Source organism: Micromonospora sp. NPDC049151 (assembly GCF_040648395.1).
Taxonomy (GTDB): domain Bacteria; phylum Actinomycetota; class Actinomycetes; order Mycobacteriales; family Micromonosporaceae; genus Micromonospora.
This window is the reverse complement of record NZ_JBEZDP010000010.1, coordinates 140423-159654: the sequence shown is the minus strand read 5'-3', so window position 1 is coordinate 159654 and position 19232 is coordinate 140423. Positions and strand designations below refer to the sequence as shown.

At 73.0% G+C, this 19232-nt stretch carries 18 protein-coding genes; 8 read left to right on the top strand and 10 right to left on the bottom strand.

Annotated elements, in window-relative coordinates; genetic code table 11:
* Positions 1 to 34: 34 nt before the first annotated feature.
* Together AB0B20_RS14580 and AB0B20_RS14575 are read right to left on the bottom strand one after the other, a co-directional pair.
* Entirely contained in the window at positions 35 to 547 is a 513-nt protein-coding gene (locus AB0B20_RS14580) for a hypothetical protein (RefSeq protein WP_357470799.1), read from the bottom strand.
* 107 nt (positions 548 to 654) lie between these two features.
* Complete coding sequence (locus tag AB0B20_RS14575; RefSeq protein WP_357381925.1) at positions 655 to 1827, bottom strand: acetyl-CoA C-acyltransferase; 1173 nt, start codon at positions 1825 to 1827, stop codon at positions 655 to 657.
* Positions 1828 to 1925: 98 nt separating this feature from the next.
* On the opposite strand from AB0B20_RS14575, the gene AB0B20_RS14570 reads away from it, so the two are divergent.
* Positions 1926 to 2360, top strand: coding sequence for a PH domain-containing protein (locus AB0B20_RS14570; protein ID WP_357470796.1), 435 nt, complete (start codon positions 1926 to 1928; stop codon positions 2358 to 2360).
* Positions 2361 to 2363: 3 nt separating this feature from the next.
* Here AB0B20_RS14570 and AB0B20_RS14565 read toward each other — a convergent pair whose 3' ends face one another.
* Positions 2364 to 3305, bottom strand: coding sequence for a rhomboid family intramembrane serine protease (locus AB0B20_RS14565; protein WP_357470793.1), 942 nt, complete (start codon positions 3303 to 3305; stop codon positions 2364 to 2366).
* Between the two features lie 25 nt (positions 3306 to 3330).
* On the bottom strand, positions 3331 to 3861 hold the full coding sequence (locus tag AB0B20_RS14560) for a peptidylprolyl isomerase (protein ID WP_357381931.1): 531 nt from the start codon (positions 3859 to 3861) through the stop codon (positions 3331 to 3333).
* Positions 3862 to 3945: 84 nt separating this feature from the next.
* Here AB0B20_RS14560 and AB0B20_RS14555 point away from each other — a divergent pair, with 84 nt between their 5' ends.
* Positions 3946 to 4785: a hypothetical protein gene (locus AB0B20_RS14555; protein ID WP_357381933.1), complete on the top strand. Its 840-nt coding sequence runs from the start codon at positions 3946 to 3948 to the stop codon at positions 4783 to 4785.
* Positions 4786 to 4880: 95 nt separating this feature from the next.
* Here the strand turns inward: AB0B20_RS14555 and corA are convergent, their stop codons facing one another.
* Positions 4881 to 6029: a magnesium/cobalt transporter CorA gene (gene corA / locus AB0B20_RS14550; RefSeq protein WP_357381935.1), complete on the bottom strand. Its 1149-nt coding sequence runs from the start codon at positions 6027 to 6029 to the stop codon at positions 4881 to 4883.
* 340 nt (positions 6030 to 6369) lie between these two features.
* On the bottom strand, positions 6370 to 7464 hold the full coding sequence (locus tag AB0B20_RS14545) for a PLP-dependent aminotransferase family protein (RefSeq protein ID WP_357381936.1): 1095 nt from the start codon (positions 7462 to 7464) through the stop codon (positions 6370 to 6372).
* Positions 7465 to 7662: 198 nt separating this feature from the next.
* Here AB0B20_RS14545 and AB0B20_RS14540 point away from each other — a divergent pair, with 198 nt between their 5' ends.
* Together AB0B20_RS14540 and AB0B20_RS14535 are read left to right on the top strand one after the other, a co-directional pair.
* Positions 7663 to 8541 (top strand): 3'(2'),5'-bisphosphate nucleotidase CysQ, encoded by an 879-nt coding sequence (locus AB0B20_RS14540; RefSeq protein ID WP_357381938.1) that lies wholly within the window; start codon positions 7663 to 7665, stop codon positions 8539 to 8541.
* A 101-nt stretch (positions 8542 to 8642) separates the two neighbouring features.
* A complete protein-coding gene (locus AB0B20_RS14535; protein WP_357470789.1) occupies positions 8643 to 10187 on the top strand; it encodes a hypothetical protein in 1545 nt (514 codons plus the stop codon).
* A 58-nt stretch (positions 10188 to 10245) separates the two neighbouring features.
* Here the strand turns inward: AB0B20_RS14535 and AB0B20_RS14530 are convergent, their stop codons facing one another.
* The 4 genes from AB0B20_RS14530 to AB0B20_RS14515 are packed head-to-tail and all read right to left on the bottom strand — an operon-like array spanning position 10246 to position 13203.
* Positions 10246 to 11160: a glycosyltransferase family 2 protein gene (locus tag AB0B20_RS14530; RefSeq protein WP_357381942.1), complete on the bottom strand. Its 915-nt coding sequence runs from the start codon at positions 11158 to 11160 to the stop codon at positions 10246 to 10248.
* The gene (locus AB0B20_RS14525) at positions 11157 to 12158 is read right to left on the bottom strand and encodes a sulfotransferase (RefSeq protein WP_357381944.1); all 1002 of its coding nucleotides are present in this window, start codon (positions 12156 to 12158) and stop codon (positions 11157 to 11159) included. The genes AB0B20_RS14530 and AB0B20_RS14525 overlap by 4 nt, the downstream gene beginning before the upstream one ends.
* Positions 12155 to 12730, bottom strand: coding sequence for a glycosyltransferase (locus AB0B20_RS14520; RefSeq protein ID WP_357470786.1), 576 nt, complete (start codon positions 12728 to 12730; stop codon positions 12155 to 12157). Before AB0B20_RS14520 ends, AB0B20_RS14525 begins: the two co-directional genes overlap by 4 nt.
* Complete coding sequence (locus AB0B20_RS14515) at positions 12727 to 13203, bottom strand: UDP-N-acetylglucosamine--LPS N-acetylglucosamine transferase (protein ID WP_357381948.1); 477 nt, start codon at positions 13201 to 13203, stop codon at positions 12727 to 12729. Before AB0B20_RS14515 ends, AB0B20_RS14520 begins: the two co-directional genes overlap by 4 nt.
* Positions 13204 to 13702: 499 nt before the next feature.
* On the opposite strand from AB0B20_RS14515, the gene AB0B20_RS14510 reads away from it, so the two are divergent.
* From AB0B20_RS14510 to AB0B20_RS14495, 4 genes are read left to right on the top strand one after another with little or no spacing between them, the layout of a single operon-like run.
* Positions 13703 to 15538 (top strand): Wzz/FepE/Etk N-terminal domain-containing protein, encoded by a 1836-nt coding sequence (locus tag AB0B20_RS14510; protein WP_357381950.1) that lies wholly within the window; start codon positions 13703 to 13705, stop codon positions 15536 to 15538.
* Positions 15535 to 16542 (top strand): DUF3048 domain-containing protein, encoded by a 1008-nt coding sequence (locus tag AB0B20_RS14505; protein WP_357470783.1) that lies wholly within the window; start codon positions 15535 to 15537, stop codon positions 16540 to 16542. Before AB0B20_RS14510 ends, AB0B20_RS14505 begins: the two co-directional genes overlap by 4 nt.
* Positions 16539 to 18023: an O-antigen ligase family protein gene (locus tag AB0B20_RS14500; RefSeq protein ID WP_357381954.1), complete on the top strand. Its 1485-nt coding sequence runs from the start codon at positions 16539 to 16541 to the stop codon at positions 18021 to 18023. The genes AB0B20_RS14505 and AB0B20_RS14500 overlap by 4 nt, the downstream gene beginning before the upstream one ends.
* Positions 18023 to 19228: a hypothetical protein gene (locus AB0B20_RS14495; RefSeq protein WP_357470781.1), complete on the top strand. Its 1206-nt coding sequence runs from the start codon at positions 18023 to 18025 to the stop codon at positions 19226 to 19228. The genes AB0B20_RS14500 and AB0B20_RS14495 overlap by 1 nt, the downstream gene beginning before the upstream one ends.
* Positions 19229 to 19232: the final 4 nt, after the last annotated feature.

The window sequence follows — 19232 nt, the reverse complement described above, 5'->3', positions numbered from 1 at the left end:
GCCGGTCACCGAATGTTCGGATCCGGTAAGGACGTCAGCGGGCCGGTGCCGGACGCAGCACCGAGGGCCGGGTGCCCGCCGGCTGGTCGCCGATGGTCGCCACCACCCGCTCGGCCGGGGTACGCAGGCGGGTCCGGAAGGCGTGGTTGAGCAGGGCGTCGAGCTGCCACACCTGCTTCGGGTGGTGGGTACGCAGGACGAAGCGCTCGCGTACCCCGTCGATCGCGGTGGCCGACAGCTCCACGCGGTGCGCGCGGGCATCCGGGCTCCACGTCACGTTGCTCAGCTCGCGCAGTTCGGTGTTGAGGTGCAGGCGCAGCCGGTGCAGCACCCGGGTCTGCCGGGTGACCACCAGGCGGCGGTGGGTGAGCAGCATCAGGTAGTCGCCGCCGACCGGGTCGTCCGGGCGGCTGCATCGGGTGACCAGGATGGTCGCGTCGCCGGAACCGACGCACCGGCGGAACACCGGCATGTGCCGGGTGACGGTCTGGGTCGCCAGGCCGGTGTCGGCGGCGGCCGGAAGGAACGTTCGCGAGAACACGTCCATGTGAGGTGCAACGAGCCGATGACCTGGGGTGATATGGGTCACGGCCGATTTCTGGAACTTCCACACCTGCAAGTCGCACCAGCGGTGCGACTCCGCCGCCGGTCGGATCAGAGCAGCTCGACGATCGTGGCGTTGGCCATGCCACCGCCCTCGCACATGGTCTGGAGGCCGTAGCGGATGCCGTTGTCCCGCATGTGCTGGAGCATCGTGGTCATGATCCGGGCACCGGACCCGCCGAGCGGGTGACCGAGCGCGATCGCACCACCCCGGGGGTTGAGCCGCTCCGGGTCCGCCTCGGTCTCGGCCAGCCAGGCCAGCGGCACCGGGGCGAACGCCTCGTTCACCTCGTACACCCCGATCTCCTCGATGCCCAGCCCCGCGCGGCGCAGCGCCTTCGCGGTGGCCGGGATCGGCGCGGTGAGCATGGTGACCGGGTCGTCGGCGGCGACCACGGCGGTGTGCACCCGGGCCAGCGGGCGCAGGCCGTGCCGGCTGGCCCACTCGGCCGTGGTGACCGCGAGCGCGGCGGCGCCGTCGGAGATCTGCGACGCGGACCCGGCGGTGACCACGCCGTCGGCGCGGAACGGGGTGGGCAGCTCGCCCAGCTTCGCCAGCGAGGTGTCGCGGCGGATGCCCTCGTCGGCGGAGAACTTGCCGCCGTCGGCGAGCGCCACCGGCGCCAGCTCGGCCTCGAACGCGCCCGCGTCCTGCGCGGCTGCCGCCTTCTCGTGGCTGGCCAGCGCGAACTCGTCGAGTTGGGTACGGGACAGACGCCACCGCTGGGCGATCAGCTCGGCCCCGACGCCCTGGTTGAACGGCAGTGGCGAGTCCTCGGCGACGCCCTCGACACCGCGGTAGCGCTCCAGGATCGCCGGGCTGAACGGCATGCCACCGGCGACGCTGGAACCCATCGGCACCCGGGTCATCGACTCGACGCCACCCGCGACGACCAGGTCGGCCTGGCCGGAGAGGACCGTCGCGGCGGCGAAGTGCAGCGCCTGCTGGCTCGACCCGCACTGGCGGTCGAGCGTGGTGCCGGGGACCGACTCCGGCCAGCCGGCCGCGAGCACGGCGTTGCGGGCCACGTTCCAGGACTGCTCGCCGACCTGCGACACGCAGCCCCACACCACGTCGTCGACCTGGCCGGGATCGATGCCGGTGCGCTCGGCGAGGGCGCGCAGCACGTGCGCCGAGAGGTCGACCGGGTGCACTCCGGCGAGGCTGCCCTTGCGCCGCCCGACCGGGGTCCGTACCGCGCCGACGATGACCGCGTCACTCATGTCTACTCCCCGGTAACCTCGCTTGCCCCGATAGTACGTGCTGACCCGACCGCCGTCCTCCCCCGGCGTGCGGCCGGGACGGCTGGCATGCTGGGCGGATGGATCCACAGTCACCGCCGGCCCGGCAGTGGCGGGTGCCGCGCGAGGTGCCGGTGCTCAAGGCGCTCGGCGCGCTCGGGCTCGTCGCTCTGGGGCTGGTCTTCGCCGGCGGTGACCCGGTCCGTCCGGGGCTGGCCGGGCTGGCCGCCGCCGGTCTGCTCGGCTGGGCGCTGCGCGACGTGGTCGCTCCGGTCCGCCTCGCCGTCGACCCGGACGGGCTCACCGTGCTGCAGGGGTTCGCGGGGCGACGCCGGCTGCCGTGGGACGCGGTGGAGACGATCCGGCTGGACCGGCGCAGCCGGCGTGGGATCACCGCCGAGACGCTGGAGATCGACGCCGGGGAGTCGCTGCACCTGTTCGGCCGCCGCGACCTGGACGCGCCGCTGGACGAGGTGGCGGCGGCGCTGACCGAGGCCCGCCCGACGGCGGGCTGACGCTCAGCCGAGCAGCGCGGCGGTGCGGACGAGGGTCAGGCCGATCAGCGCGACCAGCACGATCGCGCAGCCCGCCACCTGGAAGACGGTCCGCCGCGACCGTGGCGCGTACGCGAGGACCAGCGCCACCAGCGCGCCGGCCACCAGCCCGCCGAGGTGCCCGGCTACCGAGATGCTCGGCACGGTGAACGTGAAGATCAGGTTGATCACCAGGATCGGCACGATCGCCGAGGTGTCCCGGCCGAGCCGCCGCATGATCACGAAGATGGCGGCGAACAGGCCGAACACGGCCGTCGAGGCACCGGCCGTGAACCGGTTCGGCTCGGTGAAGACGTAGGCCGCGACGTTGCCGCCCAGCCCGGCGAGCAGATAGAGCGCCAGGAAGCGCAGCGGCCCGAGCACCGCCTCAAGCGTCCGGCCGAGCACCCAGAGCGCCCACATGTTCAGCAGCAGGTGCAGCACGCCGTAGTGCAGGAACATGGCGGTGACCAGCCGGTACCACTCACCGTCGGCCACCCCGCCGACGTGCCCGTCGGGGAAGCGCGCCAGGCCGAGCACCGCCCCCCACTCGGTGAGCGGGGTCCCGCTGCCCATCAGGCCGCCCAGACCGCCGCCGGCCACCGCGGTCCCGCTGCGGGCCGAGAGGATGGACAGCAGCATCGTCAGCACGTTCAGCGCGATCAGCGCCTTCGTGACGTTGCCCTGGCGGCCGGCGGCACCGCCACCGAAGGCGGTACGCGCCGGCCGCACGCTGCGGCGTCCCTCGGCGACGCACTCCGGGCACTGGTGGCCGACGGAGGCGTCCCGCATGCACTCGGTGCAGATGGGCCGGTCGCACCGGCTGCACCGGATGTACGTCTCCCGACCGGGGTGCCGGTAGCAGACCGGAGTGGTCGGCACCGGGCCCCCGGTGGCGTCGCCTGGCTGGCCGGAGCGCTCAGTCATGCGAGCAAAGGTACAGGTGTGCCGCTCAGGACTGCTTGCGCTCGATCTCGACCCGCTCGATCACCACGTCCTGGACCGGCCGGTCGCTCGGGCCGGTCGGGGTGTTGGCGATCGAGTCGACCACCTTCGCGGACTGCTCGTCGGCCACCTGGCCGAAGATGGTGTGCCGGTTGTTCAGGTGTGGCGTGGGCGACACCGTGATGAAGAACTGCGAGCCGTTGGTGCCCGGCCCGGCGTTCGCCATGGCCAGCAGGTACGGCCGGTCGAAGCGCAGCTCGGGGTGGAACTCGTCGGCGAACTTGTAGCCCGGACCACCGCGACCGGTGCCGGTCGGGTCGCCCATCTGAATCATGAAACCGCTGATCACACGGTGCGAGACGGTGCCGTCGTAGTACGGACCGCTGCCCGGCTGGCCGGTGCGCGGATCGGTGTACTCCCGGGTGCCCTCGGCCAGCTCCACGAAGTTGCGGACGGTCTTCGGCGCGTGGTTCGGGAAGAGCTCCAGCCGGATCGGGCCGGCGTTGGTGTGCAAGGTGGCGTAGACAGCCTCGGCCACGGGTACTCCTCACTCGTAGTTCAGTTCCTTGCGGATCCTCCCATGTGCCCGATCTGGCCATGCGGAGGCATTCGAAGGTGGAGGATGACGAAGGAACAACTCCCAGGAGGTGGGACCGTGTTTGGAATCGGGCGGCGAAAGACCCAGGGCCAGCTCGCCAAGGTCGAGTTGAACCAGGGCATCGGTCACCTGCGGCAGGCCGCGACGCACGCGGCGAAGGGTGCCGGCGCCACTGTCGGCCCGCGGGTCCAGGCAGCCCGGGTCGCCGTCGCGCCGACCGCGGTCATGGTCCGGGACCGGGCGTCCAGCGGCTTCGCGTCGACCGCCGCGGCGCTCGCCCCGGTGATGCTGGCCGTGCGCAACGCCCGGGTCGAGGCCGCCGGCAAGGCGTCGAGCGGCCGCAAGGTGATGGCCGCGAAGCAGGCCTCGGTGACGAAGAAGGCGAAGAACATGAAGGCCGGAAAGAAGAAGCAGCGCAGGTCGCGGGGCATGACCGCGGGCCTGCTGGTGGCCGGCACCGTCGCCGGTCTGGCCGGCGCGATGGCCATGCGCCGCCGCCGCGAGCAGCAGGAGTGGGCCGAGTACGACCCGACCGGCACGCTCGACACGACCGGCACGCTCGGCGCGAGCGGGCGGGACAAGCTGGAGCCGATGCGGGAGGACGTGGACACGATCGTGGTGGAGACCCCGGACGCGAGCGCGAAGGTGACGCAGGCCGGCCCGACCGGTGCCGGTTCCTCGGCGGTGGCCAAGGGCAGCAGCGCGTCGACCGCCACCTCCGGCAGCCAGCCGGTGATCCACCCCAACGACCAGGTCCCCTCCGTCGCCGAGGGTGCCCGGGACGTCACCGGCCGTCCGGCCGACGACATCACCAAGGCCGTGCAGGCCGGCAAGAACGCCGCGAAGGCCGGCGGTCGCCGCTGACCTCGTACCGTCGGATCAGCGCCGGCACGCGGGACACCCCGCGTGGCCGGCGCTTCCGCGTGTACGGCGGCCGGGCCGGCGCGGAGTGACGATGGCTACAGCCAGCCGTTGCGGCGGAACAGGCGGTAGAGCGTGAAGGACGCCGCGAGCATCAGCGCCCAGACGCCCGGATAGCCGTACGTCCACTTCAGCTCGGGCATGTTGTCGAAGTTCATGCCGTAGATGCCGGCGATCGCCGTCCACACCGCACCGATCGCGGCCCAGGCGGCGATCTTGCGCATGTCGTTGTTCTGGTCGACTGTGACCTGGGCAAGCCGGGCCTGGAGGATCGAGTTGAGCAGGTCGTCGTAGGAGTTCACCTGCTCGACGGTGCGGCTGAGGTGGTCCTGCACGTCCCGGAAGTAGCGCCGCACCTCCTGCGGCACCGCGCGGTTGACCTGCGAGGTCAGCGTCATCAGCGGGCGCTGCAACGGCACCACCGCCCGCTTGAACTCGACCAGTTCCCGCTTCATCTGGTAGATCCGCTGGATCCGGCCGCTGCTCTGCCGGTCGAAGACGTCGGCCTCCAGCACGTCGAGGTCGTCCTCCAGCCGGTCGGCCACCTCCAGGTAGAGGTCCACCACCCGGTCGGTGATCGCGTACGCGACCGCCCACGGGCCGTGCCCCAGCAGATCCCGCTTCGCCTCCAGGTCGGCGCGGACCGGAGCCAGCCGGCAGGCGTCACCGTGCCGCACGCTGATCACGAAGTGCGGCCCGATGAAGAGCATCACCTGACCGGTCTCCACCACCTCGGAGTTCTCGGTCAGCTCCGCGTGCTCGCAGTAGCGGGCGGTACGCAGCGCCAGGAAGGCGATCTCACCGAAGTGTTCCAGCTTCGGGCGCTGCTGGGCCTTGACCGCGTCCTCCACCGCGAGTTCGTGCAGGCCGAAGGTGGCGGCGATCTCGGTCATCTCGACGAGGTCCGGTTCGTGCAGGCCGAGCCAGACGAAGCCGTCCCGCTCCTGCCGGGCGGCGGCCAGGGCGTCGGCGTACTGAGGGCGGCCGGGGCGGCGCTCGCCGTCGACGTACAGCCCGCAGTCGACGATCCCGCTGCGCTCCGGGCCGGCCGGCTCGGTCGTACGCGGGGAGCCGTCCGCGTTGAGGATGCGGGACATCGCGCGCACCGGGGCCGACCAGGCGCGGGGGCGTAACGGCCGGCTGCTCTCGGCGCCGGCGGTTCGGTCGCGTGCCACCCGGTCCGTCATCTCTCGCCCCCTTTCCCTGAAGCTGCGGCTTGCAGGTTACGCCGACCGGCGGGAAGCGCAGCGCGGGCGCGGGAAGGGCCGGTTGCGACCGGCCTCACGCGGCGGCGCCGGGCGGGCCGGGCCGCGTCAGGGGGGGTGAGGGGCGACACGGCCCACCCGGCACCCCTTGGGGGCGGGAGTGATGCTGGGCGTGCCGCCGGGCCCGGCCGGGTCGTGCCGGCGCACGGACCGGTCACCGGCAAAAGGTGAGCGGCACTCGCAGCATTGTGGGGGTGCCGGCCGGTCCGGCGGGAGAGCCGAACCGGCCAGCGGGGCCCTTTTGTCAGAAACCCGACAGAAATCAGCCGCGCACGGCGGCCATCGCCTCGGCGAGACGCCGCACACCCTCGTCGATCCGGTCGGCGGTCACCGCCGAGTACGCCAGCCGCAGCGCGTGCCGGCCGCCGTCGATCATGAAGTCGCTGCCCTTCACCACCGCCACCCCGCGCTCGGCGGCGGCCGGCGCGAGCCGGTCGACGTCGACGTCCTCCGGCAGCTCGACCCAGAGGAAGTAGCCGCCGTCCGGCTCCACGAACCGGGCCTCCGGGATGTGCCGGCGCAGCGACTCGGCCAGCACCGCCGACCGCTCGCCGAGCGCCGAACGGACCGTCCGGATCGACTCCTCGATGGCGCCGGAGACGCAGAACTGGTGCACGATCGCCTGGGCCACCATGCCGGGCGAGATGTAGAGGTTGGTGGCCCGCTTGGCGATCGCCGCGATCAGCTCGGCCGGGCCCACCAGGTAGCCGACCCGCACGCCCGGGCAGACCGTCTTGGTGAAGCTGGAGGCGTGCACCACCACGCCGCGGGTGTCCATCGACAGCATCGAGGGCAGCGGCTCGCCCCGGAAGCGGATGTCCGCGTACGGGTCGTCCTCGAAGATCGTGAAGTCGTACTCGGCGGCGAGATCCAGCAGCTCACGACGCTTCTCCAGGGAGAGGGTCACGCCGGCCGGGTTCTGGTAGTTGGGGATCACGTGCGCCAGCCGCGGGCGTACCCCGGACTCCAGCAGCTTGCGCAGCTCGGCGGTGTCCAGGCCGTCCGGCTGGATCGTCACGCCGTGCACCTCGCCGCCCATCTGCTTGAGGTTGAGCAGCGTGCGGTCGTACGTCGGGCGCTCGACCACCACCGCGTCACCCCGGCGCACCAAGTGGTCGAAGAGGAACGCGTCGGCCTGCAACGAGCCGTTCGTGATCAGCACCTGGTCGGCCTCGACACCGTGCTTCTCGGCGATCCACTTCCGCAACGGCGGGTAGCCGACGGAGGTGCCGTACGCGGTGACCCCGGCGGGGTCGGCGTCGAAGGCGCGGACGGCGGCGGCCTTGAGCCCTTCGACATCGACGATGTCCAGCGAAGGCGCGCCACGGGCGAACGAGATCAGCTGCTCGGCGGTCATGCGCAGAGCCTAGGGCCTGGCTCGGCGGGTCCGACCGCGATACACGCGAAGTTCAACATGCGGGCGGCCGGCCGGGTCACCGGTGCGTCCGGAGGATCCGAGAACAGCTCGCACCTGTCTACGATCCGACGGACGCTGGCGCCGGTCCGACCGGACGCCGAAGGATGACGGGTCACGGCAGACCCGGGAGAACAAGGGATGGGGCTCGTGACCGAGGACGAGGCGGGACGGCTCGACGACCAGCGGTTCGCGCAGTGGCTGGCGGCCGAGGCCGGTACGGCGCTCACCGCGCTGCGGGACCGGCAGGGCTTCGCCGACCCGAAGGCGCTCAAGGACGCCGGCGACCGCGCGTCGCACGAGGTGATGACGGCGGCGCTGGCCAGGCTTCGGCCGGACGACGCGGTGCTCTCCGAGGAGGAGGCCGACGCGCGCCGCGCGTGGGCCGACGGCGAGCGCGCGCCCCGGCACGAGGCGGACCGGGTCTGGATCATCGACCCGCTGGACGGCACGCGCGAGTTCTCCGAGGCCGGACGCGACGACTGGGCGGTGCACGTGGCGCTCTGGCAGCGCTCCGCCGCGCCCGACGGCGCGCTGATCGCCGGTGCGGTCGGCATGCCGGCCCGGACCACAGGGGACGGAACGCAGCTCGTGCTCGGCACCGACTGCCCGCAGCCGAAGCCGTCCGACGGCCCGATCCGGATCGCGGTGAGCCGCAGCCGCCCGCCGGCGTTCGTCGGCGAGCTGGTCGAGATGCTCGGCGCCACCGCCGTCCCTATGGGCTCGGCCGGTGTGAAGGTCTGCGCGGTGGTGACCGGCGAGGTCGACGCGTACGTCCACGCGGGCGGTCAGTACGAGTGGGACAGTGCCGCCCCGGTCGCCGTGGCGCTCGGTGCGGGCATGCACGCGTCCCGGATCGACGGCTCGCCGCTGCGCTACAACCGCGCCGATCCGCGCCTGCCCGATCTGCTGGTCTGCCGGCCCGAACTGGCCGACCAGTTGCTCGACGCGATCGCCCGGACCGGGGTCGAGATGCCCGCTTCGACCGTCACCGGCAGGCAGGGTGAAGCGTTCGGCTGAGTGTCACGGTACATACGGCCGGGTGGATGAGGGTTATCGTCGGGCAGGGACGCATGACGATCTGAGCCCTCGACACGGGCCGCCGACAGCCAGGGAGGGTCATGCCGGTCGACCGAGAGCCGCACAATGCCTTCGGGCAGCCGACCGGCCTGTGGCCGGGTCAGGACATTCCGCGCCAGGGAGGCGGTCCTTCGCTTCCCTGGCCGGAAGCCGAGAGCACGCCGCCGCCGGCCCGTTCCGACGGTGACCTGCCCTGGCCCGAGCGGGACCGGCCCGACGCCGGTCACCCGGACGGGCCGGTACACGACACGACGAGCTGGGAGCCCGTGCCCGCCACGGCGAACGGCTGGGCGCCGCAGCGTGACGCGCACGACGACGCCTGGCCGGCGCAGGCCGGCCACGTCGGCTGGGCGCCGCACGACGAGCCCGGCCGGGCTGGCGAGGCGGGCTGGGCCGCGGGCACCGCGGCGACCGCCACCCTGACCGGGCCGCCCCCGGTGGACGTTCCGCACGGACCGGCCGCCGGTGGGCCGGGCCAGCCGCCCGCACCACCGCTCGTCCCGGCACCGCCGCCGTCGTCCGGCGGCTCCCGGCGGCGCTGGCGCGTCGCCCTGGCGGCGGCCCTGGCGCTGGCCGTGGCCGGCAGTGGGGTCGCGGTGGCCGCGCTGCGGCCCGACGCCGCGAACCCGCAGGCCGGCGAGGCACCGGGCGCGGTCGGGCCGGCGACCTCGATGGGCCCGGGCAAGCCCGGGACACCCGGCGCCTCTCCCGGCGCCGACCAGGGTCTCGGCGGCAAGCCCTCGGCACGTCCGTCGGCCTCCGCGAACGCCGGGCCGGGCTTCACCGGTACGCGACTGACGCTCCCGGGCGCCTCGATCGGTGTGCAGAACGGGGAGACCTTCGGCCAGGCGCTGGCCCGTTCCGACCGGACCTTCGGCAAGCTGCGGATGGCCCGGATCTTCTTCCCCGGCCTGCCACCGGCCTGGTCCGGCAGCCGCGCCGACGTGGTGGACCGAACCGTCGTGGTGTCCTTCAAGGCGTCGCCGCAGGAGGTGAACACCGGCAAGTTCGACTCCCGCCTGGCCTCCTGGTTCGCCTCGATCCCGCGTGAGCACAACGTCTACTGGTCGTACTTCCACGAGCCGGAGGACGACGTCGAGCGCGGCGCGTTCACCACGGCGGCGTACCGGACGGCGTGGAAGCGGATCGCCGGCCTGGCCGACCGGACGGGCAACCCCAAGCTGATCAACACGCTGATCCTGATGTGCTGGACGCTCGACTCGAAGTCCGGGCGCAGCTTCGACGCGTTCTACCCGGGTGGCGACGTGATCGAGGCGCTCGGCTGGGACTGCTACAACTGGGGCAAGAAGTGGAAGCGGTACGCCTCGCCCCAGGAGATCTACGGCCCGATGATCAGCAAGTCGAAGGCGCTGGGCAAGCCGTGGGGCGTCGCCGAGACCGGCAGCGACCTGGTGCCCGGTGACGCGGGCACCGGCCGGGCGGCCTGGATCCGGTCGATGACGAACTTCCTCAACGGCCAGCGGCCGGAGTTCGTGGCGTACTACAACCAGACAGTCAGTCAGGGTGACTTCCGGCTGCTCGACCAGCCGAGCATCCAGGCGTGGAAGTCCTTCTGCACGGCCTGATCACAGCGGAACGACGACGGGCGGGCGACCGAGGTCGCCCGCCCGTCTCGCGTACGGCTCAGATGCCCCGGCCGCGCTTGTGCAGCGTGCGCAGCACCCGGTCGGCCTGCACCGCCCGGCTAGCCACGGCCAGCGCCAGGTAGGCGCGCGGCTCCTTCGGGTTGCGGGCCAGCGTGCGCCGGGCCCAGCGGACCGCGTCCCGCCGGTTGCCCATGGCGGCCTGCGCGAACGCGATCTGACCGGCCACCCGCGCCTCGCCGTGCGGCACCGTGGCGAACTCCGGGTAGCGGCGCAGCAGCCACTGCAACGCGGTCGAGATGGTCTCCCAGCGCTGCGCGAAGTAGGACCGCTTGTGCCAGCGGACCAGCACGTACGGGCTCTCCACGTTCACCAGCGGGGCGTACCGGGCGGCGCGGAGCAGGAACTCGTAGTCCTCCGCGTAGCTGCCCGGGATCTGCTCGTCGACCAGGCCGATCGCGTCGAGCAACGCGGCCCGGCGGATCAGGAACGTGGACGGGTGCAGCTCGGTGAGCCGGTCGCGCAGCAGCGCCTCCAGCGAGATCCGGGCCCGGTCCAGCGAACGGTCCACCGTACGGTCGTCGTAGCTGACCCGGATGCCGCAGCTCACCAGCGCGCCGTCCGGGTGCGCGTCGAGCGCGCCGAACTGGGCGGCCAGCTTGCCGGGCAGCCACTCGTCGTCGTCGTCGCAGAACGCCACCCAGTCGCCGACGGCCGCCTCGATGCCGGTGTTACGCGCACCGGCCAGCCCGGCGGTACGGGTGTTCGTGATCACCCGGACCCGCCGGTCACCCCGGTCGGTCTCCAGCGACCGGTCCGGCTCGGACTGGTCGTAGACCACGATCGCCTCGATCAGGCCCGGGTGCGCCTGGCTGAGGATCGCGTCGAGCGCCGCACGCAGCAACTCCGGACGGTCCCGCGTCGGTACGACGACCGAGATGCTCGGCCCACTCATGCTCTCTCCACGGACTCGTCGGATCCCCGCTGGCCCAGATAGCCGTAGCGGACCCGCAGGGGAAGCGTGGCCAGGCTGACCACGGCACGGCTGCGGCGCGGCAGGCGGTCCCGCCACGCCTCGTCCCGCCGCACGGTCAGCGGTCCGCCGCTGAACCGCAGCGGGTTGCCGGCGACGCTGTGCGCGCGGAACGGCGCGGCGGGCTCGGGCGCCGCGCCGGTCCCGTCGGCCCCGGACAGGATGCGCAGCGCCGCCGGGTCGTCCGGCAGGCCGGCGAAGTCCCGTACCCGGCGTACGGTGCCGGCCGGGTCGGCGGTGAAGTCCTCGTACCGCAGCCGCAGCACCTTCGCCCGGGAGGCGAGCAGGTGGAACGCGGCGTTCTGCGCGGTCCACAGCTTGCTCACCTCGAACGGCGAGAAGGTCGGCATGAAGTCCTCGCCGTCGACCACCTCGGGGCGGCGCACCTGCTTGCCCCACGAGTAAGCCACCGCCCGGCTGTCCCGGACCAGGTGCAGCACCCGCAGGTCGAGCCCTTCGGCCCAGCGCAGCGCGAAGGCGAGCGAGGCGTGCTTGCTGGAGTCGACCACCACCCGCGCGCCGGTCGCCGACAGCGCGGCCCGGTAGATCCGGGTGTACAGGTCGGCGTATCGGCGCACGTCGGCCAGCTGGTCCGGCGGGAGCGCGTCCTTCGCGAGCCGGGGGATGTGCCGGGTCCGGTCGACCCGGTCCTTGAGGGCCAGCACGTCGTCCCGGTCGACGGCGGCCCAGCCGCCGAACGCCTGGTCGCCGACCTGCCGCCAGAACGGGCAGGCGGTGAACCGCTCACCGCAACCGCACCGCTCGTCCGCGCCGAGCGCCCGTTCCCACAGGTGCACGACCTCACCGACGGCGCACACGTCGGCACTCTGCGCCAGCAGCAGCTCCAGCAGCGTGGAGCCGCTGCGGCCGAGACCGCCGACGAAGAGGACCCGCGGCGGCGCCGGATCCGGGGCGCTCATCCGCGACGTCCGACGGCTCGCTGCCGTACCCGGCGGGCCACCAGCTCGTCGATCACGGCGCCGACCCGGGCGACCGCCTCGGCGCGCGGGTCCGGGCGGTTCGGGTCGGCGGCCAGCACGAAGCGGCTCGGGTCGGCCAGCCCCTCGTCCAGCGCGGCGACCAGCTCGGCCTCGGACTCGCACAGCCGCACCATGCCCGCCGCGCCCAGCCGGCGGGAGAACAGCTGCTGGTGGTTGTCGACGTGCTCGTCGTGCGTCGGGTCGCGGGGCACCACGATCGGCAGGTGGCCGTTGCGCCGGGCCTCGGTGATGGTGGCCGGGCCACCGTGGCTGACCACGAGCGTCGACTCCGCCATCGCCCGCTGGAGTTCCTCGTGGCCGAGGAACGGGGTGGCCTCGGGCAGGGCCGGGGTGCGGCTGTGGCCGTACTGGAGGACCAGCCGGACCTCCGGCCGGTTCGCGTGCCAGCGCTCCAGCCAGCCCACCAGCCGGTCGAAGCGGTGCACGTCGGTGCCGACAACGACGAGCACGTACGGCGTCGCGGAGCGCCGGTCCCGCTGCCGGGGGATCACAGGAGGTTCCCCACGACAGTCGCCTCCGGGTACATCCGGCGCTGCTCGTCCCACTGCACGAGCATCGCGGAGAGGAAGGGGCGGCAGAGCCGGGCGGTGAGGGTCGCGCTGTCGATCCGGTCGTACACCTCGATGTAGACCGTGGGGATCCGGCGCATCCGGGCCGCCACCACGAACGGCAGGGCGACCCCGGCGCCGGTGGTGACCACCGCGTCGACCTGACGCCGGCGAATCACCTTCAACGCGAGGAACGCGTTGCGTACCAGGTTCTTGACGTTGCGTGTGGTGGGGTGATGCGCCCAGACCACGTCCTCACCGGCGAGCAGCGAGCGGGCGTCGGGGGTGTCGAACGTTACCCACGCGCGGCGCCGATCCCGGTACCACGGTTCCAGGGCCAGGAGCTGGGCCAGGTGCCCGCCACTGGAACCCACCAGCAGGACCTGCCCCGAGTCCTCGGTTGACCCGCTCACCACAGACTTCCTCCCGTACGCGGACGACCGCGTCCGGAATTTTGTGAATGCCCCTCGGACGCGTCCTGACAACCTACTGGCGCGGCCATGGGCAACTGAAGGGGCCATTGGACGGATACTGACGCGCCGGTCGGCTCACTCCTCGATTCCCGTCACTGGGACATGCACCGATTGGCCACTGTCCAGGTCAGCCCGGTTCGCCCGGGACGCCGGGCCGGGCCACCGGGAGAAAGTGAGATGTGTCAGGATTCCGTCACCGCTCCGCACGAGAGCCGTCGGTGACGCCGGCTGTCCGGGGGCAGGTCGGGCCCGACACCGGGAAACCCGCCGAATGGTCAGCGCCGATCGACCATTTCTACGCGGGCTGCCCACACCCGGGCAGGCTTACCGGAACGTGAGCAGACTTTCCCTCGCCGTTCGGATCGGGGACACTCAAGGCCACGGTCAGGTCCAGCTGCGCCGTGGACTGCCCGGCTCGGTCGAAAGGGAGCGACAGACTCTGATGCCCTCACCCCATTTGGCCGAGAGCGACGCTGACGGTCTTGCCCTGATGGCCTACCTGGGCTGGCTGCGCCGCCGCTGGTGGATCCTGCTGCTCGCCGCGGCCCTCGGTCTTGGTGGTGGGCTGGCGCTGAGCCAGATCCAGGAAGCGCGCTACACCTCGACCACCTCGCTGCTGGTGCGCCCGCTCGGCTCGGGCGCGGAGAGCAACCCCAACGCCAAGGTCAACCTCGACACCGAGGCCCAGGTGGTCCGCTCGCTCGTGGTGGCCGAGCGGGCCAAGACGCTGATGAAGGTCGACACCGGCGCGGATCAGCTGGTCAAGTCGGTCACCGTCAAGGTGCCGCCGAACAGCCAGATCCTCCAGGTGGTGTACGAGACGAACAGCCCCGAGGGCGCCCAGTCGGGCTCGCACGCGTTCGCGCAGGCGTATCTGGACCTGCGCAAGGCCACCGCGCAGAAGACGCTGGAGAACGAGACGAACGCGCTCAAGCAGCAGATCGCCGCGTTGAACAAGGAGCTCAGCGCCGTCGCCGGGCGGATCGCGGCGGCGCCGTCCAACTCGCCGGAGCGGGAGCGGGCCGAGGCCGAGCGGAGCGTCCTGACCAACCAGATCACCGGCCTGAACAACCGGCTCAGCCCGCTGGTCTCGGCCGGCTCCGACCCGGGCGAGATCATCTCTGACGCCCGGCTGCCCGATTCGCCCAGCTCGCCGAACCGCACGCTCAACCTCGCCAGCGGCATGGGCGCGGGTCTGCTGCTCGGCATCGTGCTGGCACTGGTGCTGGACCGGCTGGACACCCGGATCCGGCGTGGCCGCGACATCTCCGACCGGGTCGGCCTGCCGCTGCTCGTCGAGCTGCCGTCGCGGACGCCTTCGCTGGCCGTCCTGCCGCCCACGCACCGGGTCTCCCGCGAGCTGGGCCGGCTGCGCAACGTGCTGCTGTCCGCCGTGCCCGAGCCGGCGCAGGGCGGACGCGGCCGCCAACTGCTGCTCTGCGACGCCTCGGCCGGCACGGCCGCCGGGTTCGTCGCCGCCAACCTCGCCGCCGCGTACGCGCGCACCGGCCAGCAGGTCGCGCTGATCACCACCAAGCCCGACTCGACGGTGGCCGCCATCACCGGCGTGGCCGAGGGGCGGCACAACCTGGCCTCGGTGCTCCGCCGCGACGTCCCCCCGCTCAAGGCGCTGGCGCCGGTGCCGGGGCTGGGCCAGCTCCGCGTGCTGGTGCCGGGCGACCTGGACGCGGAGGTCGAGCTGCCGGTCGCCGGTCTGCTGGAGATCCTGCACGAGCTGTCGGCGCGCTTCGACCACGTGATCATCGAGACCGCGCAGCCCACGTACGCGGTGGAGGCCCAGGCCCTGGGCCGGTACGTCGACGCGGTGATCATGGTGGCCGAGGCGGGTAAGACCCGGAGCGGCGAGATCACCGCCGCCCTGCAGCAGTTCGAGCAGGTGAACGCGCCGGTGATCGGCGCCGTGCTGGCCCCGCGCCTGCCCGCCCCGGCGGGCGACGCCGCCCGGCCGGCGCCCTCGGGCGGGTCGAGCGCGCCGGCGACCCCGGCGGCACCGGCGAACCGGCCCAAGCCCCGGCCGAGCCCCGGCCCGTCCGCCGAGTCGACGATGGTCCTGCCGCGCATGCAGTCCTCCCGCCCCGCCCCGGCGAAGCCGGCTCCCGGCAAGGCCGCCCCGCCGCCGCCTGCCCCACCCGCCCAGGGCAGCCAGGGCCGGCCGGGTAAGCCGGCCCCGCTGAACGGCACCGGCGGCACGTACCGCTCCCGGGGCGACGGCGACGGTCGCAGCTACGCCCTCGACTCCGGCGAGGACCTGGGGTGAACCGCCGGCAGATGCTCCGCGCAGCCCTCGCCCCGGCCGTCGTCCTCGGCGTCGGCACGGGATGCAGCGAGCCCGAGCCCAAGCCGGGCAAGATCCAGGTGGTGGACCCGGGCGACGTCACCGCCTCGCCGTCGGCGGCCAGCGCCTCGCCGAGCCTGCCCACCGGCCCGCTGACCGGTAAGCCGGTGAGCACCCCGGCCGCGGCGGCCCGCCAGGCGGTCGCGGTGCCGCTGCGGGTGAGCCCCGCCACCACCCCGGCCGGCCTGGAGGCCGCCGACCTGGTGTACGCCGAGTTCGCCGAGTCCGACACGCTGCACCTGACCGCCGTGTTCCACTCCAGGGACGCCGCCAAGATCGGCCCGGTCACCGAGATCCGGCCGGTCGACATCCGCTCGCTGTCCGTGCTGCGCCCGTTCGTCGGCTACGACGGCGGCCCCACCGGCTTCCTCACCCAGTTCGAGAACTCCGACCTCGACGGCGTCACACCCGACGACGACAGCAAGGTCTTCTCCGGCGACTACACGTCGACGGCGGCGCTGCTGAAGGCCGCCCCGAAGGGCGGCCAGCCGCCCACCCCGCCGATCGACCACGCCGGTGAGGGCGACGCGCTCGCCGTCCGCGACGTCGCGCCGGCCACCGAGCTGACCGTCACCGTCGCCGGTGGCCCGCCGATGGTCTGGCGGTACGACCAGGCGAAGTCCGTCTGGGCCGGCAAGGTCGGCAAGGTCACCGTGACCGCCGCCTCCGTCATCGTGCTGACGATGGAATACCGCACGCTCGACGTACGCAAGCCATCCCCGCGCTCGCTGCCCTCGGCGAACGTCTTCGGTGAGGGCGCCGTGCTCGCCGTGTCCGGGCCGAACAGCGCGAAGGGCCGGTGGCGCAAGCCTGGCCTGGGCATGGTCTGCACGTTCGCCGACACCGGCGGCGACCTCCTGCGTCCGCAGCCCGGCAACGCGTGGGTGATCTACGCGCCGACCACCGCCAAGGTTTCCGTGAAATGAGCACCGCCACCCCGCCCCGCACCGCGCGCGGGACGGTCCCGGTCGGGGCGGTCTCGCCGCCCGGCGGGAACCGCCTCCGGTCGGTGACGGTACGGCCGGAGAGCTGGTCGTGGCGGCTGCCGACGGCATGGCCGCTGATCTCGCTCTTCCTGCTGTACCCGCTGTGGTGGGTGCTCGGCGTGTCGAGCTTCGTCTTCGTCATCTTCGCCGTGCCGATGGTGGTGCAGATGCGCCGGCGCGGCCCGGTCCGGGTGCCGCCCGGCTTCGGGATCTGGATGGTCCTGCTGCTCTGGGTGTTCCTGTCCGTGCTCACGCTCGACCTCACCGCGCCGAACACGCTGCCCCCGGGCGGCAGCGGCAAGTACATCGGCTGGGGCATCCGGCTCGCCAACTACATCGCGATGACAGTGACCATGCTCTACGTCTACAACCTGCGGGAACGGGAGCTGTCCCAGCGCCGGATGGTCCGGCTGTTCGGGTTCATGGGCGTGGTCGTGGTGCTCGGCGGCTGGATCGGCTCGCTCTTCCCGAACCTCACGTTCGTCGCGCCGCTGCGCTTCGTCCTGCCCCAGTCGATCGCCGGCCACCCGTACGTCTCCTCGCTGATGGAGATCAAGTTCGCGCAGGTCCAGCAGGTGATCGAGGGGGAGGCCAGTTCACCCCGCCCGTCCGCGCCGTTCACCTACACGAACTCGTGGGGCGAGAACACCGCGATCCTGCTGATCTGGCTGATCGTCGGCTGGGTCGTGCTGGGCAAGCCGCTGCGCCGCACCGCCGGGGTGGCCATCGCCCTGGCGGCGATCTTCCCGATCGTCTACTCGCTGAACCGCGGCCTGTGGATCGGTCTGGGTATCGCCGCCGCCTACGTCGCGCTGCGGCTCGCGCTGCGCGGCCGGATGGTGGTGCTCGGTGGGCTCGCCCTCGCGGTCGGGCTGATCGGGGTGCTGATCGTCGCCACACCACTCGGCCGCACCTTCGACGAGCGCCTCCAGAACGGGCACAGCGACGACATCCGCACCACGCTGTCCCAGGGTGCGGTCGCCGCGGCGAACCACTCGCCGATCCTCGGGTACGGCGGCAACCGGGCACTGATCGGCAGCAACCGGTCCATCGCGATCGGCAAGTCCGAGGACTGCAAGCAGTGCGGCAACCGGGAGCTGGGCAGCAACGGCCAGCTCTGGGCGCTGCTCGTCGGGCAGGGCTGGGTCGGCGCGATCTGCTACAACGCCTTCTTCGTCTACGCGATCTGGCGCTACCGACGCGACCACAGCGCGATCGGGATCGCCGGCACGCTCGTCCTCATCCTCATGCTGTTCTTCCAGTTCACCTACGGGGTGATGGAAGCGACGCTCGCCTACGCCCTGATCACTGTCGCCCTGCTGGCCCGTAACGACCGGATACGCCGGTCGCTCGCACCGGCGGCACCGCAGGGCACGATCGCCGGGCTACGGGCCCGACTGGAAAAGACCGGTGACCGCTGATGGTGTTCCGCGTACCCCCGGACGGCGACGGCCGCGCCGCGTACCTCGGTGACCTGGCCGGGCTGATCTGGCCCGCGCCGGCCGAGCCCAGCCTGCGGCGCGGCGGCGCCGGCTGGGTGGTGGTGCCCTCGGCGGCCCGCCCCCGGCTGCTGGTGCCGACCGGCTCGGGCCGGGCTGCGGCGAGCGCGGTCCGGCACTCCACCGAGGCGGTCGGCCGCAAGGCCAAGCTGGTCCGGCAGGGGCTGGCCACCGCGTTCCGGCTCGGGCTGGGCCCGCTCGTGTTCCGCGACCGGCTGGTGGTCGACGGCGGCGGGCTGGACGCCTACCTGACCGAGGTGCTCGGCGAGCCGGCGCTGGTGAGCCTGCACATCGGGCCGGCGCGGGCGAACCGCAAGCCGGTGCTGCAACTGCTCGCCCCGGACGGCCGGGCCCTCGGTTACGCCAAGCTCGGCGTTGACCCGCTGACCCGTGCCCTCGTGTACGCGGAGGCCGACGCGCTGCGCCGCCTCGCCGAGGTGCCGCTCGGGCCGGTGGTAGTGGCCGGGGTACGCCATCACGGCGACTGGCACGGCCACGCGCTGCTGGTGCAGGAGGCGCTGCCGGTACGGCTGCCCCGGGCGACCCCGGCCGCCGCGGAGGCGGCCGAACGCGCCGCCATGGTGGCGGTCGCCGGCTGTCTCGGCGTACGCAAGCAGTCGTGGGCGGGCAGCGGGCACGCGGCCCGGCTCACCGCCGCGGTGGACGCGCTCGGGCCCCGGCCGGAGGCCGGGCGGCTGCGCGCGGCGCTGAAGTCGGTAGCGGACGCCGACCCGGTGGTGGCCTTCGGCGCCTGGCACGGCGACTGGAACGGCGGCAACAGCGCGGTGCTCGCCGACGGCCGGGTGCTGGTCTGGGACTGGGAACGGTTCGAGGCGGACGTGCCGGCCGGATACGACGCGCTGCACCTGGCGGTGCAGGGCGCGATGAGCCACGACGGGGTGGAGCCGGTCGAGGCGGCCCGGGCGCTTGTCGCCGGCGCCGGCGCGACCCTGGCGCCGTTCGACCAGACCGGTGGGGGCGCCGATCTGGTCGCTGTGCTCTACCTGGTGGAGCTGGCTACGCGCTATCTGCGCGACCGGCAGGCGGAGGCGGGTGCGCGGCTGGGGCACGTCGACACCTGGCTGCTGCCCGCCGTGGAGGAACACCTGGCCCGCCGGGCCCGGTGAGAGT

Coding starts and splice junctions, on each gene's coding strand:
- AB0B20_RS14580 (WP_357470799.1), bottom strand. CDS start 547: ATGGACGTGTTCTCGCGAACGTTCCTTCCGGCCGCCGCCGACACCGGC.
- AB0B20_RS14575 (WP_357381925.1), bottom strand. CDS start 1,827: ATGAGTGACGCGGTCATCGTCGGCGCGGTACGGACCCCGGTCGGGCGG.
- AB0B20_RS14570 (WP_357470796.1), top strand. CDS start 1,926: ATGGATCCACAGTCACCGCCGGCCCGGCAGTGGCGGGTGCCGCGCGAG.
- AB0B20_RS14565 (WP_357470793.1), bottom strand. CDS start 3,305: ATGACTGAGCGCTCCGGCCAGCCAGGCGACGCCACCGGGGGCCCGGTG.
- AB0B20_RS14555 (WP_357381933.1), top strand. CDS start 3,946: ATGACGAAGGAACAACTCCCAGGAGGTGGGACCGTGTTTGGAATCGGG.
- corA (WP_357381935.1), bottom strand. CDS start 6,029: ATGACGGACCGGGTGGCACGCGACCGAACCGCCGGCGCCGAGAGCAGC.
- AB0B20_RS14545 (WP_357381936.1), bottom strand. CDS start 7,464: ATGACCGCCGAGCAGCTGATCTCGTTCGCCCGTGGCGCGCCTTCGCTG.
- AB0B20_RS14540 (WP_357381938.1), top strand. CDS start 7,663: ATGGGGCTCGTGACCGAGGACGAGGCGGGACGGCTCGACGACCAGCGG.
- AB0B20_RS14535 (WP_357470789.1), top strand. CDS start 8,643: ATGCCGGTCGACCGAGAGCCGCACAATGCCTTCGGGCAGCCGACCGGC.
- AB0B20_RS14530 (WP_357381942.1), bottom strand. CDS start 11,160: ATGAGTGGGCCGAGCATCTCGGTCGTCGTACCGACGCGGGACCGTCCG.
- AB0B20_RS14525 (WP_357381944.1), bottom strand. CDS start 12,158: ATGAGCGCCCCGGATCCGGCGCCGCCGCGGGTCCTCTTCGTCGGCGGT.
- AB0B20_RS14510 (WP_357381950.1), top strand. CDS start 13,703: ATGCCCTCACCCCATTTGGCCGAGAGCGACGCTGACGGTCTTGCCCTG.
- AB0B20_RS14500 (WP_357381954.1), top strand. CDS start 16,539: ATGAGCACCGCCACCCCGCCCCGCACCGCGCGCGGGACGGTCCCGGTC.
- AB0B20_RS14495 (WP_357470781.1), top strand. CDS start 18,023: ATGGTGTTCCGCGTACCCCCGGACGGCGACGGCCGCGCCGCGTACCTC.